The organism is Brevibacterium zhoupengii, from assembly GCF_021117425.1.
GTDB classification, from domain to species: domain Bacteria; phylum Actinomycetota; class Actinomycetes; order Actinomycetales; family Brevibacteriaceae; genus Brevibacterium; species Brevibacterium zhoupengii.
On sequence record NZ_CP088298.1, the window covers coordinates 2,669,518 to 2,684,789 of the forward strand.

At 64.2% G+C, this 15,272-nt stretch carries 12 protein-coding genes; all 12 read right to left on the reverse strand.

Annotated features, from left to right (window positions below; genetic code table 11):
- Nucleotides 1–1,191, reverse strand: coding sequence for a cell division protein FtsZ (gene ftsZ / locus LQ788_RS12190; RefSeq protein ID WP_231441340.1), 1,191 nt, complete (start codon nt 1,189–1,191; stop codon nt 1–3).
- 190 nt (nt 1,192–1,381) lie between these two features.
- Nucleotides 1,382–2,137, reverse strand: coding sequence for a cell division protein FtsQ/DivIB (locus LQ788_RS12195; RefSeq protein WP_231441342.1), 756 nt, complete (start codon nt 2,135–2,137; stop codon nt 1,382–1,384).
- A 5-nt stretch (nt 2,138–2,142) separates the two neighbouring features.
- A complete protein-coding gene (murC, locus tag LQ788_RS12200) occupies nt 2,143–3,543 on the reverse strand; it encodes a UDP-N-acetylmuramate--L-alanine ligase (protein ID WP_231441344.1) in 1,401 nt (466 codons plus the stop codon).
- A gap of 2 nt (nt 3,544–3,545) precedes the next feature.
- The gene (locus LQ788_RS12205) at nt 3,546–4,646 is read right to left on the reverse strand and encodes a UDP-N-acetylglucosamine--N-acetylmuramyl-(pentapeptide) pyrophosphoryl-undecaprenol N-acetylglucosamine transferase (RefSeq protein ID WP_231441346.1); all 1,101 of its coding nucleotides are present in this window, start codon (nt 4,644–4,646) and stop codon (nt 3,546–3,548) included.
- Between the two features lies 1 nt (nt 4,647).
- Complete coding sequence (gene ftsW, locus LQ788_RS12210) at nt 4,648–6,219, reverse strand: putative lipid II flippase FtsW (RefSeq protein ID WP_231441348.1); 1,572 nt, start codon at nt 6,217–6,219, stop codon at nt 4,648–4,650.
- Nucleotide 6,220: 1 nt separating this feature from the next.
- The gene (murD, locus tag LQ788_RS12215; protein ID WP_231441350.1) at nt 6,221–7,756 is read right to left on the reverse strand and encodes a UDP-N-acetylmuramoyl-L-alanine--D-glutamate ligase; all 1,536 of its coding nucleotides are present in this window, start codon (nt 7,754–7,756) and stop codon (nt 6,221–6,223) included.
- Nucleotides 7,749–8,837 carry a phospho-N-acetylmuramoyl-pentapeptide-transferase gene (gene mraY / locus LQ788_RS12220; RefSeq protein WP_231441352.1) on the reverse strand — a complete coding sequence of 363 codons (1,089 nt, stop codon included), beginning with the start codon at nt 8,835–8,837 and terminating at the stop codon, nt 7,749–7,751. Before mraY ends, murD begins: the two co-directional genes overlap by 8 nt.
- Nucleotides 8,834–10,300 (reverse strand): UDP-N-acetylmuramoyl-tripeptide--D-alanyl-D-alanine ligase, encoded by a 1,467-nt coding sequence (locus LQ788_RS12225; RefSeq protein ID WP_231441354.1) that lies wholly within the window; start codon nt 10,298–10,300, stop codon nt 8,834–8,836. Before LQ788_RS12225 ends, mraY begins: the two co-directional genes overlap by 4 nt.
- 1 nt (nt 10,301) lies before the next feature.
- Nucleotides 10,302–11,864 carry a UDP-N-acetylmuramoyl-L-alanyl-D-glutamate--2,6-diaminopimelate ligase gene (locus tag LQ788_RS12230; protein WP_231441356.1) on the reverse strand — a complete coding sequence of 521 codons (1,563 nt, stop codon included), beginning with the start codon at nt 11,862–11,864 and terminating at the stop codon, nt 10,302–10,304.
- On the reverse strand, nt 11,864–13,645 hold the full coding sequence (locus LQ788_RS12235) for a peptidoglycan D,D-transpeptidase FtsI family protein (RefSeq protein WP_231441358.1): 1,782 nt from the start codon (nt 13,643–13,645) through the stop codon (nt 11,864–11,866). Before LQ788_RS12235 ends, LQ788_RS12230 begins: the two co-directional genes overlap by 1 nt.
- Before the next feature lie 49 nt (nt 13,646–13,694).
- Nucleotides 13,695–14,261 (reverse strand): hypothetical protein, encoded by a 567-nt coding sequence (locus LQ788_RS12240; protein ID WP_231441360.1) that lies wholly within the window; start codon nt 14,259–14,261, stop codon nt 13,695–13,697.
- Nucleotides 14,258–15,220 (reverse strand): 16S rRNA (cytosine(1402)-N(4))-methyltransferase RsmH, encoded by a 963-nt coding sequence (rsmH, locus tag LQ788_RS12245; RefSeq protein ID WP_231441363.1) that lies wholly within the window; start codon nt 15,218–15,220, stop codon nt 14,258–14,260. The genes LQ788_RS12240 and rsmH overlap by 4 nt, the downstream gene beginning before the upstream one ends.
- Nucleotides 15,221–15,272 lie beyond the last annotated feature (52 nt).

Sequence of the window (15,272 nt, forward strand, 5' to 3'; positions counted from 1 at the left end):
TTACTTCAGGAAATCCGGAATATCGAGGTCGTTGTCGAAGCTCGATGATGTGGATGTGCTGCGCTCGTTGGGCAGTGAGGTCGGGATCTGATGGTCCTCGTTGCGAGGTTCAGGCTCGACCGCTGCCGCTGGCGCCGCGGGCTCAGCATCTTCTGCTGGTGGTGCGGATTCGATGTCCGAGGGATTCGTTGCCATCGGGATCGAGGCGGGAGCAGCCTCGGCTGGAGCTGATTCCTGTCCGGCGACGGTGTTGTCGAACCCGGCGGCGATGACAGTGACGCGGCATTCGTCGCCGATGTTGTCATCGATGACTGCACCGAAGATGATGTTGGCTTCGGGATGTGCCGCTTCCTGCACCAGACGAGCAGCCTCGTTGACCTCGAACAGTCCCAGGTCAGCACCGCCCTGGATGCAGAAGAGCACACCGTGGGCACCGTCGATGCTGGCTTCGAGCAGAGGCGATGCAATGGCGGACTCGGCGGCCTGGACGGCACGGTCATCGCCAGTGGCGGCTCCGATGCCCATGAGCGCGGTTCCGGCGTCCTGCATCACCGACTTCACGTCGGCGAAGTCGAGGTTGATCAGGCCGGGGACGGAGATCAGGTCGGTGATGCCCTGGACACCCGAGCGCAGGACCTCATCGGCCGAACGGAACGCGTCGACGACGGAGACGCTGCGGTCTGAGATCGAGAGCAGGCGATCGTTGGGGATGACGATGAGGGTGTCGACTTCTTCGCGCAGTGCTGCGATACCTGCTTCGGCCTGCGCGGAACGGCGACGTCCCTCGAAGGTGAAGGGGCGGGTGACGACACCGATCGTCAGTGCTCCCAGTGATCGTGCGACTCGAGCGACGACAGGGGCCGCGCCCGTACCGGTTCCGCCGCCTTCACCGGCGGTGACGAAGACCATGTCGGCACCCTCGAGTGCGTCGCGGATGGCTTCCTCGCTGGAGTCTGCGGCCTTCCGGCCGATCTCCGGATCAGCACCGGCACCGAGTCCACGAGTCTGGTCGCGGCCGATCTCCAGCTTCACATCTGCGTCCGAGAGCACGAGTGCCTGGGCGTCCGTGTTGATCGCGATGAACTCCACGCCGCGCAGTCCGACGTCGATCATCCTCTGAACAGCGTTGACACCACCGCCGCCGGTACCGGCAACTTTGATATCCGCTCCGGATTGTGGGAATTCAGCCAAGTCGGTTCCTCTTTCGGCGCATCGTCCACGCATCATCTGCGTGCAAATTCGAAAAGTCTTCTTTGCCCTGAGGCTATTGTCCGGGGCAACACCACTGCAACCATTCTCGCCGGAGTGTCGGACATCGGCCAAACTTCAGCCCCGGTGTGTCGGCGGCAATGAGCGGCAACTGCTCCGGAATCGACGCTTTTCAGTTCGTCACGGGCACAGAGGGAACAGAGACGTCGATTTCGGTGCGTCCGTCTGCCGCCAGCTGCAGTGCGGTGCGCATCTTCAGGCTGGCGCTCGAGTCGTCTCCGAAGACTACTTTCGCCTTTGCCTTTCCGGTGTCGATGACCCCTGAGAGGTTCTTCTCGTCCTTGGCCTGGATCGAGTGCAGGTCGGAACGCAGCTGTGGTCGCAGCTCGGCCATGAATCGGATCACGGCGGCGACTGTCTCCTCATCGGGTGCACCGCCGGAGGCTTTGAGCACGGTCACGCCCTTCGGCGCCTTCTTGACTGTGCCCAGGTTGACGGCTTCGTCGTCGAAGAGCTCGAATCCGTCACTGGTGGTGATCGCCAGAACCGGGTCCCTGTCGGTGATTTCGATGCTCAGGCTGCGCGGACCCGAATAGTGCACCGAGGCCTTCTTCGCACGAGGGAACTCCTTGAGTACGTTCTTCTCCACTGCTCCCGGCCGGACCTGGGGAAGCGGTGTGCCGCCGGCGGTGCGAAGAACCTCTGCGGAGACCTTGTCGCCGTCGACCAGGCGGCTGTCTTTGACGCTGACCTTGTCCAACGCCAGCAGGGGTGAGAACCAGAGCACGGCGACGACGATGAGGACTGCGGCGACTGCGCCGATGAGGATCAGTCGGGAGCGCCACACCTGTCTCCGTCGGGCACGGATGACCCCGGTGAGGTCCGCGGTCGAGTTGTCATCGGTGCGCGGTTCGGGAAGGGGCACCACTGCGTTCAGGCCTCCAGCGCGGTGAGCAGCTCAGGGCCGAGGATCGTCACATCCCCGGCGCCGAGGGTGAGTACGAGGTCGCCGGGGCGCACTCGTGCCGCCACGTACGGCACTGCTTCGCTGAAGGACTCGACGAAGGTCACGTTCTCGTGTGGGACACGATCGGCGATGAGTGCACCGGTGACACCTGGCACGGGGTCCTCCCGGGCGGGGAACACGTCGAGGACGACCACCTCGTCGGCAAGACCGAGCGCCTCGCCGAATTCGGTCCGGAACTCCATCGTGCGTGAGTACAGATGCGGTTGGAAGATCGCCCACACCCGACCTTCGTCGGTGACGACCCCGCGGGCCGCGCTGAGCACGGCGCGAAGCTCAGTCGGGTGGTGGGCATAGTCGTCGATGACGCGCACTCCCGCGGCGATTCCGCGTTCTTCGAAACGGCGCCGAGTTCCTCCATAGCCTCCGAGCCCGCTGGCCGCCTTGACCACGTCGGCACCGAGGCTGTGGGCGACGGCGATCGCAGCCGTCGCGTTGAGGGCGTTGTGGGTGCCCGGCTGCCGCAGTGCCACCGGCAAGGGCTCTGCCTGTCCCGGGATGTCGAGAACGAATTCCGAGACCAGACCAGATTGAAGTTCGCGCAGTCGCACATCTGCTGACTCCGCGGTGCCGTAGAGGATGACCGATGTTCCCTGCGCCCGAGCCTGCTGTGCGACGTCGAGCGAACCAGGGTCATCTGCGCAGGCGATGATGGTGCCCCCGTCGGCGCCGATCCCGGCACAGAATTCGACGAACGCCTCCCGCACCTTCTCCGGGGTCCCGTAGTAGTCCAGGTGGTCCGCTTCGACGTTGGTGAGGATGCCGACGGTGGGTTCGTAGAGCAGGAAGGAGCCGTCAGATTCGTCGGCTTCTGCCACGAAGACGTCTCCGGTCCCCAGGTGAGCGTTGGTGCCCGTGGTTGAGAGCACTCCCCCGATGACGAACGAGGGGTCGAGCCCACACGCCTGCAGCGCGACGGTCGTCATTGACGTCGTTGTGGTCTTGCCATGGGTTCCGGCCACAGCCACAGCCCGTTTGCCCGCCATCAGCGAGGCCAAGGCACCCGAGCGATGCAGGATCCGCAAACCCCTGCGTTCAGCTTCGACGAGTTCGGGATTGTCCTTGCGGATGGCTGAGGAGATGACCAGGGTGTCGGCCTCGCCGAGGTTGTCCGCCGAGTGTCCGATCTCGACTCTGGCGCCCAGCGTCCGCAGTACGTCGACGACTGCTGACCCCTTGGCATCGGAACCGGAGACGGCGACGCCGTTCATGACCATGATCCGTGCGATCCCGGACATGCCCGAACCGCCGATTCCGATGAAGTGGACGGCACCGAGTTCTGTGGCCGGGACGATTTCAGGTGTGGACATGTTCAACCTCTCAGAACGCGGGTGACGATTGTGGCCATGGTGGCCGCGGCGTTGGTCGGATAGTGCAGGTCGAGGGCAGCTGCGCTCATGGCGTCCAAGCGGGCTCGGTCGTTCACCAGCGGCAGTATCTGATCGGTCACGGTCGACGGGGAGAATTCCGCATTGTCGACGAGCTGTGATGCTCCGGCTTTGACGCTGCCTGCTGCGTTGAGGCGCTGTTCGCCGTTGCCGATGGCCAGGGGAACATAGAGGGCGGGCACCCCGACCACGGTGGCTTCGGAGACGGTGGCGGCACCTGAACGCGCCACGAGCAGGTCCGCGACCGCGTATGCCCTGTGCATTCCGTCGACGTAGTCGACGACGTGATAGTCAGGCAGCTGGGCAGCGGCCTCGCGCAGGGCGTCGTCCTTGCCGGCTCCGGTGATGTGCAGGACCTGGACCCCGGCGTCCTGGCACAGTGGTGCCGCGGCGAGGAAGGCGTCGTTGATGCGCTGTGCCCCAGAGGACCCGCCGGTCACGACCAGGACGGGTTTGTCATCCCTCAGACCGAGGTCGGCCCGCCATGCCTGTCGTTGGGCGGAGTCGCTGCGGTCCAGTGTGGCGATCTCGGTCGGCATCGGCATGCCGACCAGCGTGGAATTGCGCAGCTTCGTGTCGGGGAATGTGACCCCGACCAGTCCCGGCTTGGTCAGGGCCGCGCCGAGGCGGTTCGCCATTCCGGGCTTCGCATTGGCTTCGTGGACGAGCAGTGGGATCTTCGCCTGCTTGGCTGCGATGAACGCCGGAGGGCAGACGTACCCGCCGACTCCGACCACAGCCTTGACGTCACGCTCGGCGATGATCTTCTTGACGTGGGAGATATTGGCGGCGAATCGTTTGGGGAACTTCAGCGCGGCGGGCGAGATCGAACGCGGCATGGGAACCTTGTCGATGGTGAGGAGTTCGAAGCCGGCCTTCGGAACGATGTCGGCTTCGAGCCCGTCCGCGGTTCCCAGCGCGAAGACGTCCCACTCGGGATGGCTGGCGCGCAGTTCACGGCCGATCGCCAGCATGGGCGATATGTGTCCGGTGGTGCCTCCACCGGCGAGGAGAATGCTCGTCATCTCACTTCTTTCTCTTTCTGGCAAGTACGGCGAACGATGATCTCACTCGGTCTTTGTGCACCTTGATCGCGGCCCGGGCTCCGTCCTCGGTTCTGGCGAAGGACAGTATCACCCCGACCGCGAGCAGGGACGCGACGATGGAGGATCCGCCGTAGGACACGAAGGGCAGGGGCAGGCCGATGACCGGCAGAAGCCCGGTCACGACAGCGATGTTGATTGCGGCTTGGCCGATCAGCCAGGCGAAGAGTCCGGCCGTGGTGATCTGGATGAATCTGGACTTCGAGCGCAGAATCACCCGAATCATTCCGCAGGCCAGTGCCACGAACATCAGAATCACGGCCAACGAGCCGAGCAGGCCGAGCTCCTCACCGATGATGGCGAAGATGAAGTCGTTGTGAGCTTCGGGAAGCCAGGACCATTTCTCTCGACTGGCCCCGAGCCCCACTCCCAGCCAGCCGCCCGAGGCCAACGAGAACAGTCCGTGGTTGGACTGCCAGGCCTGGCCGGTGATGTCGGAGGCAGTCTGATCGGCGTGGCCGGTGAGTGCCGCGGTGATGCGGTTGAGTCGGTTCTCCGAACTGAAGACGAAGAACGCGGCAACAGCACCCAAACCGCCGAAGAGCAGGAGGAAGTACTTCCATGGGAAGAAGCCGATGAACAGACACACGAGGGCCATGGCCATGAGCACCAGTGCCGTGCCGAGGTCGTTGCCGCCGACGACGAGGCCGATTGCGAGGACGATGCCCGGGACGACGGGGATCATGGCGTGGCCGAAGGTCGTCATCTTTCCGTATTTGCTGGCCAGCACGGCTCCCAACCACACGGCCAGGGCGATCTTGAGGAATTCCGAGGGCTGGAGTTGGAAGCCGCCGAACTGGATCCAGTTGGCGTTGCCCTTCGTCGACTTGCCGAGTCCGGGGATGAAGACGGAGGCCTGCATGACAACGCCGAGCAGCAGCGCTCCCCATGACAGCTTCCGCCAGACGTGCACCGGGAAGAACGAGGCCGCGACCATGAGGATGGCGCCCAACGCGACGAACCCTGCCTGCTTGTTGAAGTAGGCGAAGGACGATCCCTCTCCCCCGTCGTAGGAGGTGATCGAGGACGCAGAGAGGACCATGACGAGTCCGAGAGACGTCAGCGCGAGGACCGAGACGAGAATCAGATAGTAGGTCGTGAGCGGGTAGGCGGAGACTCGACCGAACTCACGGCGCACAGACGACAGCATCGTCCGTACGGCACTTGTCGTCGGCCGACTCTTGGGATCGGTCGTCTGTGCGCTGCGGGCGCTCGTCGACTGCTTGTCAGTCCGTGAGGCTCCGGCTCCAGAGGTCTTCTTCGGCGCTCGCTTCTTGGCTGCCTGCTTCTTCTCAGCGGACTGCGTCGGGGCAGACATCTTCGCTGTCGGCTTCTGCGACGTCTGAGTCGTCTGCTGTGCGCGAGGCTTCGACTGCGACGGCGGCTTCTGCTGGGACCGCGGCTTCCGCTGCGGCTGAGACTTCTGCTGTGACTGCGGTTTCACGGCCTGTGGCTTGCGCTTGGCGTGCGGCTTCGCGGTTGTCTGCCGTCCCATCTCAGCTCCCCAGGTGTGCGTGGACAGCCTGAGTGAAGAGTTCACCTCGAGTGTTGTAGTTGAGGAATTGGTCCATACTTGCTGCAGCAGGAGCCAACAGGACGGTGTCACCGGAGGTGGCGATGCCCGCAGCGGCTTCCACTGCGGCAGCGACCACGGCTTCGCCACGACGTCGCGGCACGCCCGAGTCCACGGCGAGTGCGGGTTCGATCCGGATCACGTCGAGTTCGGGAACCGTCGCCGCAATGGCATCGCGGAAGGCTGAGTCGTCGGAACCGATGAGGACCAGTGCACGCAGTCGGTGCCCGTGCTCGGCGAACAGCGAGGTGAAGTCCGCCCCCTTGGGCAGTCCCCCGGCGATCCAGACGATCGGGTCGAAGCTGCCCAGCGAAGCATTGGCTGCGTGAGTGTTCGTCGCCTTCGAATCATCGACCCAGGTGATCCCGTTGCTCTCTGCGACGGTGACCATCCGGTGGGCTCCGAGCGAATGGTTCTTCAGTCCCTCCGAGATCGCCTGTCCGGGTACTCCGATGCTCCGTGCCAGGGCCGCTGCCGCAAGTGCGTTCGCAACTTGGTGGTCTGCAGGGGCACGTCCGGGAACTCCAGTCGCCGCGGCGACATCGTCCAAGGAGGCGAGCTCGGCGGCCGAGGAGTAGCGCTGTGGGATGAAGGCACGATCGACGAGGATGTCTTCGACGACGCCCAGCTCTCCCGGACGCGGAATGCCGGTGGTGAAGCCGACGGCCTTAGCGCCCTCGACGACGTCGGCCTCTTCGACCATGTGCAGGGTCGCCTCGTCGGCGACGTTGTAGATGCACGCGGTCTTCGCCTGGTGGTAGATCTTGGCCTTCGCAGCCTCGTAGGCGTCGGCGCTGCCGTGCCAGTCCAGATGATCGGGGGCGATATTGAGCACGGCCGCGGCATCGGCGCTCAGCGAATACTGCCAGTGGAGCTGGAAGCTCGAGAGTTCGATCGCCAGGACCTCAAGGCCCGGTTCGAGGACGGCCTCGAGCAGCGGTGCACCGATGTTTCCGCACGCCTTGGCCTTCATACCGTTGGCCAAGAGCATCGATTCGAGCATCGTCGTGGTCGTGGTCTTGCCGTTGGTGCCGGTGATGGCCAACCAGGCGGCGTCGTTGGTGCCACGGATGCGCCATGCCAACTCGACTTCGCCGATCACGGGCACGCCCGCCTCGGCGGCGGCCAGAAGCAAGGGGTGGTCGGGCCGCCACCCCGGGGATGTCACGACCAGGTCGAGAGCCTCCTCGGGCAGTGCGGTGACGTGCTGCTCACCGCGGCGGATGTCGACGTCGAAGACCTCGAGGATCTGGACCTTCTCGCTGACGTCGGCATGCTCATCACCGTCGACGACGATGACATCTGCGCCACGTTCGCCGAGGTGGACCGCCGCGGGGAATCCCGTCACACCGAGACCGGTGACAAGGATCCGCAGGCCGTCCAATGAGGAGCTCGGCCCTTCGAGTGCGGCCGGGATCGCGTCGGCGTTCGGATAGTCCGTGCGGGGATTCTCAGCCAACGCGAGACACCCATTCGGCGTAGAAGAGGCAGATTCCGGCGATGACGAAGAGCGCTGCGATGATCCAGAACCGGACCACGATGGTGACTTCGGCCCATCCCTTGAGTTCGAAGTGATGTTGGAGCGGTGCCATTCGGAACACGCGTTTTCCGGTGGTCTTGAACGACACGACCTGGATGATCACGGAGAGGGTGATGATGACGAAGAGTCCGCCGAGGACGACGAGCAGAAGTTCGGTCCGCGACATGATCGCGAGACCGGCGATTGCGCCGCCGATGGCCAGGGAACCGGTGTCGCCCATGAAGATCTTCGCCGGGGAGGTGTTGAACCACAGGAAGCCGAAGCAGGCAGCTGCCATGGCGCCGGCGACCATCGCGAGGTCACGCGGGTCGCGCATGTAGTAGCAGGCGTTGGTGGCGTCCGTCATCAGGTTGCAGTTCTGTGTCGACTGCCAGGTGCCGATGACGACGTAGGCGGCGAAGACGACCACCGAGGCGCCGGCTGCCAGACCGTCGAGGCCGTCGGTGAGGTTCACTGCGTTGGACACCGCGGTGACGATGAGGTTGGCCCAGATGACGAAGAGGATGAGGCCGAGGACTGCGGACCCGAAGGCCAGGTCGAGGTTGGTGTCGCGGATGAACGACACCTTCGTCGATGCTGGCGTCTCTCCGAACGAGTTCGGGAACTGCAGTGCCAGAACTGCGAAGGAGATTCCGACGAAGGCCTGGCCGAGCAGCTTCGGCACCGGACGCAGCCCCAGTGAGCGCTGCTTCTTGATCTTGATGAAGTCGTCGAGGAAGCCGACTACGCCGAGCCCGGCGGCAAGCCAGAGGACGAGGAGTCCGGAGGCCGTCGGGACCGACCCGGTGAACAGGTGCCCGAGAAGGTAGGCGAGGATGGCGGCACCGATGATGACGACGCCGCCCATGGTCGGTGTGCCGCGCTTCGTGGCATGCGACGTCGGACCGTCATCACGGACGAACTGGCCGTAGCCTCGTTTGACGAGAACACGGATGAACAGCGGTGTGCCGACCAGCGCGAAGATCAGTGCCAGACAGGCGGCAAGCAGTACGGCGATCATTGGCCCCCCGATACACCGGCGATTTCATCTCCAAGATAGCGCAGACCGGCATCTCTGGAGGATTTGAACAAGACGATGTCTCCTGGCGCCAGTTCCGCGCTGAGGAGGTCTTTGGCCTCAGCAGCGGTGGGGACCCAGGCAGCTTCGTTGCCCCATGAACCTTCCAGGTTCGCGGCATTGAAGATGGGTTTCGCTCCGTCGCCGACGACGATGGTGCGAGTGATGTTGAGTCGCACGACGAGTTCTCCGATGTCGGAGTGGGCGGAGATCGATTCCTCGCCGAGTTCGAGCATTTCGCCGAGGACTGCGAAGGTCCGCCGTGGTCGGCTCTCCTCGTCGCCGCGGCCCATCGATGCCAGCGTCTTCAACGAGGCCCGCATTGATTCGGGGTTCGCGTTATAGGCGTCGTTGAGCACGGTCACACCGGACGGGGAGTCGATGAGCTCCATCCTCCACCGGCTCGCGGCCGAGGAGGTGGAGAGTGTGGTCACGATGGACTTCACGCCCACTCCACAGGCATGGGCGATGGCAGCCGAGGCCAGTGCGTTGCCGACATGGTGTTCGCCGATCAGGGCCAGGCGCACGTCCTGCGGCTCTTCGCCGGGCAGGTTCAGTGAGAAGGTGGCGTGTCCCGAGGCGTCGGTGGTGACACCAGTTCCGCGCACGACCGAGTCCTCGTCCGCGACCCATTCGGGCAGTGACTCACGCTGTGAGAACCACAGGGTGCTGACATCGGGTGAGAGGACCTCGCGCATCCCGGCCACTCGTGAGTCATCGGCGTTGAGGATCGCGACGGATCCTGCTGTCAGGGACTCGACGAGTTCGGCCTTGGCCCGTGCGGTGTTCTCGATCGAGCCGAACACGCCGGAGTGGGCTGTGCCGACTGCGAGTTCGACCGCGATATCGGGGCGGACCAGGCTCGTGAGGTAGGCGAGGTTGCCGATGGAACGGGCACCCATCTCGAGGACGAGGAAGCGAGTGGTCTCCCCTGCCCGCAGCGCGGTCAATGGCACGCCGACCTCGTTGTTGTATGAGTTGGGCGGCCATACCGTCTCGTCCTCGCCGGCGAGTAAGTCGGCGGCGAGATCCTTCACCGTCGTCTTGCCGACCGAGCCGGTGATCGCGATGACCGTGATCTCACCGGCCTCACGCAGCGATTCGATATTGCACTTGGCCAACTGGCCCAGCGCCTCCGTGGCATCGGAGACGAGGACGGTGGGCAGCGTCGCATCGTCAAGGGTGGGGACGGATTCGCCGATGATCAGCGCTGCGCCGGCCTCGACGGCGGCCGCTGCGAATTCGATGCCGTCGAAGGATTCACCTCGGCGGGCAACGTAGATATCGCCGGGTCCGACTTCTCTCGAATCGGTTACCACTCCGGCGGACAATTTGGTCTCGGGGTCAACGCCGTACAACTCGCCGGAGACGGCGGTTGCTATTTCGGCTGCACTCAGTCGCTTCATATCAACTGTGAACTTTACCTGTTTGTGCGCCGCCAAGTCGCGTGCACAGCGCTGAGCGTGTCCTCGATCTGTCGTCGAAGTCGGTCACGACGCCGCCGGCGGACTGTCCGGTTTCGTGGCCCTTCCCTGCAATGAGCACGGTTGTGGAGGCCTCAGCGGCGGCAATCGCCTCGTCGATGGCGGACCCCCTCTCGGCAACTTCAATGACTTTCTTCACACGCGCGCGTCCGCTTGAGATCTCTGCATCGATGCCCTCTCGGATGGCGGCCCGAATAGAGTTCGGATCCTCGGTGCGCGGATTGTCATCGGTGAGGACGATCACGTCTGCCCCGCGAGCGGCAGCCTGGCCCATCCCATATCGCTTCCCCCTGTCACGGTCACCGCCTGCGCCGAAGACGATGACGAGTTCCTCGCTGTCGGCATGAAGCGAGGTCAGGGCCTTCTCGATCGCATCGGGTGTGTGGGAGTAGTCGACGATCGCACGGGGCAGGTGTTCCGGATGCGTCTGGCCTTCGGCGCGCGGGCCGCTGACATCGATGATCTCCATCCGGCCTGGGACTGAGGCACTGAAGGTGCGTCCGATCGCATTGAGATCCGAGACGGCGATTCCGGCCTCCAGCAGCATCGCCGCGGCCAGCGCGGTGTTCGTGACGTTGAAGTCCCCCGGCAGCGGAGAGCGCAGGGCGATGGTCTCGTCTGCGGATCCGCCGAGGTGGAGGATGAACTCGGATTCGCCTGGGGTATGTTCAATCCGCAGTTCGCTGCGGTCGTCTCGCCCCAGCGTGCGCACCGGCACCTGAGCGGCTTCGACCATCTTCTCGCCCCACCTGTCCTCGACGACGATGACAGCGGCATCGGAGAAGGTTCGAGTGAACAGCTGGGCCTTGACGTCGAAGTACTCGTCCATGGAGTTGTGGAAGTCGAGATGGTCCTGGGACAGGTTCGTGAAACCCGAGACCGCGAAGTGGGCCCCGTCGACCCGGTGCTGGCTCAGCGCATGCGAGGACACCTCCATGGCACAGGTGTCGACGTCAGCGGCGCGCATCTTCGCAAACAGGGCATGCAGCTCGGGAGCTTCAGGGGTCGTACGCACACTCGGTTCGGTGACGCCGGCGATGAGCGTCGCCACAGTGCCGATGACTCCGGTGCGGTGTCCGAGGGCTTCAAGCATCCCGTCGACGAGGTAGGTCGTCGTCGTCTTCCCATTGGTTCCGGTCACACCGATCAGCTGTGGAGACACCGAAGTGCCGTACACGGCGGCCGAGACGAAGCCCAGGACCGACCGGGGGTGTTCCACGATCAGCCCGGTCACCTCGGCGAGGGTCTGCGGATCAACGGCCGCGGAGATCATGTCCCAACCGGCGGCATCGGTGAGGACCGCGGTGATTCCGCGCTCGATGAGATCCGGTGCGAACTTCGCTCCGTGGACATTGGCACCCGGCAGCGCTGCGTACAGCTGGCCCGGGGATACGGTGCGCGAATCGTGGGAGACTCCCCCGACCTCGCGGTCAGGATCTCCGTGGACGGTTCCAGGGGCTGCCGGCAGCAGCTGTGAGATACGCATTATTTCCATTCTCGAGCGGGTAGCTGGGGATCCTCGGTCGATGGAGGGATCTTGAGGTGACGCATGGTGAAGCCGGCGACATCGGAGAACACCGGGGCCGCGGCGCTTCCACCGTAATAGCCGTTTCGGGGCCGCTGCAACGTCACCGAGATCGCGATCTGCGGGTCCTCGGCGGGGAGGACGCCGACGAACGATGCTGTGTAGCCGTCGTAGCCGCCGCCTTCGGCTGCCGGAGCCTGCGCGGTTCCTGTCTTTCCCGCCACCCGGTAGCCGGAGACCTGCGCCGATTTGCCGGTGCCCTTGGCGACGACGCCTTCGAGCATGGACAGTGTCTGGTCAGCGGCCTTCTTGCTGATGACCCGCTCGGGTTCACCTGCCGGGTTCGGGATCGTCTTCCCCGAGGGAGAGACCGTTCCATCGACGAGCGTCGAGGGCACGTGCACCCCGCCGTTGGCGATGGTGGCGATGACATCGGTGGTCTGGACAGCGTTCGCGGCCACACCCTGGCCGAACATCACCGTGTATTTGGTGCGCCCGTCCCACTCCTTGTAGGGGTGGAGGATGCCTGAGGTCTGTGCAGGGAACTTGACGCCTGTCGGCGTACCGAAGCCGAACTTCTTCAGGTAGCCGTAACGCTGCTCTTCTGAGAGCGCATTCCCGGCCAGAATGGTGCCGGTGTTCGACGATTCGGAGAGGATCCCGGCGAAGGTGAGCTTCTCATCTGGGTGCGGGTGGGAGTCACGGAACTCTTCGTCGTTGGGTGCCTTCCACTTATCGGGCACCGTGAATTCCTGCTCCGGAGTCACCAGTCCCAGGTCGAGCAGGGCGGCGGCCGTAACCATTTTGGCCGTCGAACCGGGCTCGAAGACATCGGTGAAGATGCGAGACCCACGGTCCTCTCCGTCGACCTTGCCCGGTGAGTTCGGATCGACGCTGGGGGCATCAGCCGCGGTGAGGATCTTGCCGGTTTTGATGTCCTTGATCACGATCGACGCGGATTCTGCCTCGTGCTTCTTGCGCTGTTCCTCGATCGCCTGCTGGGCGTAGTACTGCAGGGCCGGGTCGATCGTCGTCTGCAGACCTTCTCCGTCGACGGCGGCACGGGTGTTGTTGTCCCCGAGTGGGATGATCTCACCGCGCGCACCGCGCTCGTACTGCTGCTGACCGTCGCGTCCGCTCAGCTGTTCGTTGTAGGCCATCTCAAGCCCAGCCTGAGGCTGGCCGTCCGAGCTGAGGAAGCCCACGAGGTTCCCGGCCACCGCGCCGGACGGATAGGAGCGCACTGCGTACTCCTCAGCGGAGAGACCGAGGATATTGAGATCCTTGACCTCGCGCCAGGTCTCTGAGGTCAGTCCCTTCGCAACAGGGTTCCAGCGTTTGTCGCCTACCAGCTTGGGGTAGAGCAGACCGGGGTCGGTGTCGAGTGGAGCGGCCAGAGCCTCAGCAGCACCCCAAGCGCCGACCAGCTTTCCGTCCACCTTGTACTGCGCCACGTTCTGCTGGTCCACGACGAGCTGATAGCGGGAGACGCTGTCGGCGAGAACTGTGCCATCGGCGGCCAGGATCTGTCCGCGCGAAGCCGGCAGGGTCTTGGTGACGAGCCGGTTGGAGAGAGCCTTCTCCGCCAGCTTCATCGAATCCATGCCCTGGATCGAGATCAGGCGCCCGGAGGTGACGAGGAGAACCAGGATGGACAGGCTCGCGATCAGCGCCATACGCAGGCGCAGATTCGGTTTGCCTCGTCCGCCTTTTTTCTTCACCCAAGTTGCTCGTGGGCCCATTGCACTGTCCTTGGTCCTTGCTGATCGGCGAATGGCTGTCGGACTCGCCTTATTTCGGAGTGTCCTGAGCCGGTGGGGCGATGTCCTTGCTGGGACTGCCGCCGACTACTGGCAGCTTCTCATCCGATCGTAGATTGGGACGGAGGTCTTCGCGGGTATTGGCACGCGGGCCGGGGACAACTGTCGGCTTCTTTTCTCCGCTGACGTCGATCGGAGGGGCGTCGATGATCTTCCCTGTCTTCGCATCGAGGAATTCGGGCGACGAGTCACGAACCAGCCCGAGCTCTTCGGCCGCAATGGAGATGTTCTGCGGTGACTCTCGGTAGGAGTTGTCTTCGACCAGTCGGTCCTTCTGCTCGGCCAGCTGCTCCTTCTCGGAGTTGAGCTGGTCGATCTGATAGGAGGTGTGGGAGATGAAGATGTTGAGCAGCAGCACCGCGACGAGGGTCGCGACGAGGATCGCCACGCACAGCATCGAGAACGGCACTCGGGCCTTCGGCAGCTCGAACTTCAGCAGCTTCAGGCTCGGTGGTGTCAGCCGAGAGCTCGGCTCCCCTGCGACGCGGCTGCGCTCGGTGAGGTGCGGGCGGCGGACGGCGGCTTGGGCGTTGTTCACGATTGTGCCTCCCTGATCTTCTGTACTGCACGCAATCGCACGCTCTTGGCGCGAGGGTTTCTGTCTGCTTCGTCGCTGTCGGCCAGTTCCGCACCGCGGATGATCTCCGACAGCCACGGCTGGAGCTCTTCGGGAACGACCGGCATGTCCGGCGGCGCCGAGGTGGTGGTTCCGGCGCGGAAGATCTTCTTCACAATCGTGTCTTCAAGGGACTGGTAGGACTCGATCACGGCTACTCCCCCGAGGTGCAGTGCCTGCAGCGCCTCCGGGAGCGCGGTCCGCAGCACTCCGAGTTCGTCGTTGACCTCGATGCGCAGAGCCTGGAATGTGCGTTTTGCCGGGTGGGACTTCTTCTTCGTCTGAGGAAGTACTCGACTGAGCATCGCTGCCAGCTGCTGCGAGGTCTCCCACGGTGTGGTCTCACGATCGGTGACGATGATGTTCGCGATCCGGCCCGCCATCTTCTCTTCGCCGTATTCACGGAGGATGCGGCGGAGTTCGGCTTCGGAATAGGTGGCCAGCACCTCGGCGGCGGTGAGGGACTGGGTACGGTCCATCCTCATGTCCAAGGGGGCCGGACGGGAGTAGGAGAACCCACGCTCGTCCTCGTCCAGCTGCAGGGAGGAGACGCCGAGGTCGAGGAGGATCGCGCTGATTCGTTCGACGCCGAGGTCGTCAAGGATCTCTGGGATCTCGTCATCGACGGCATGGACGATGTCGGTCCGGTCGGCGAAGGGTGCGAGCCGCTTCGTGGCGATGTCGATGGCCTGGGTGTCGCGATCGACTCCGATGAGGTGCACATCGGGGAAAGCGGTGAGAATGGCTTCCGAGTGTCCGCCCATTCCCAGGGTTCCGTCCACGACGATCGGCGCGTAGCCATTGTCCCTGGCGGACTGGACCCCGACTCCGATGAGCTCGACCACGCGCTCCAAGAGGACCGGTACGTGCTGGTCGTTCATAGGTGAGTCCTTCGTGGGTGGTGGTCGTGGGGGTGAAACGCTGGAGCCAGAA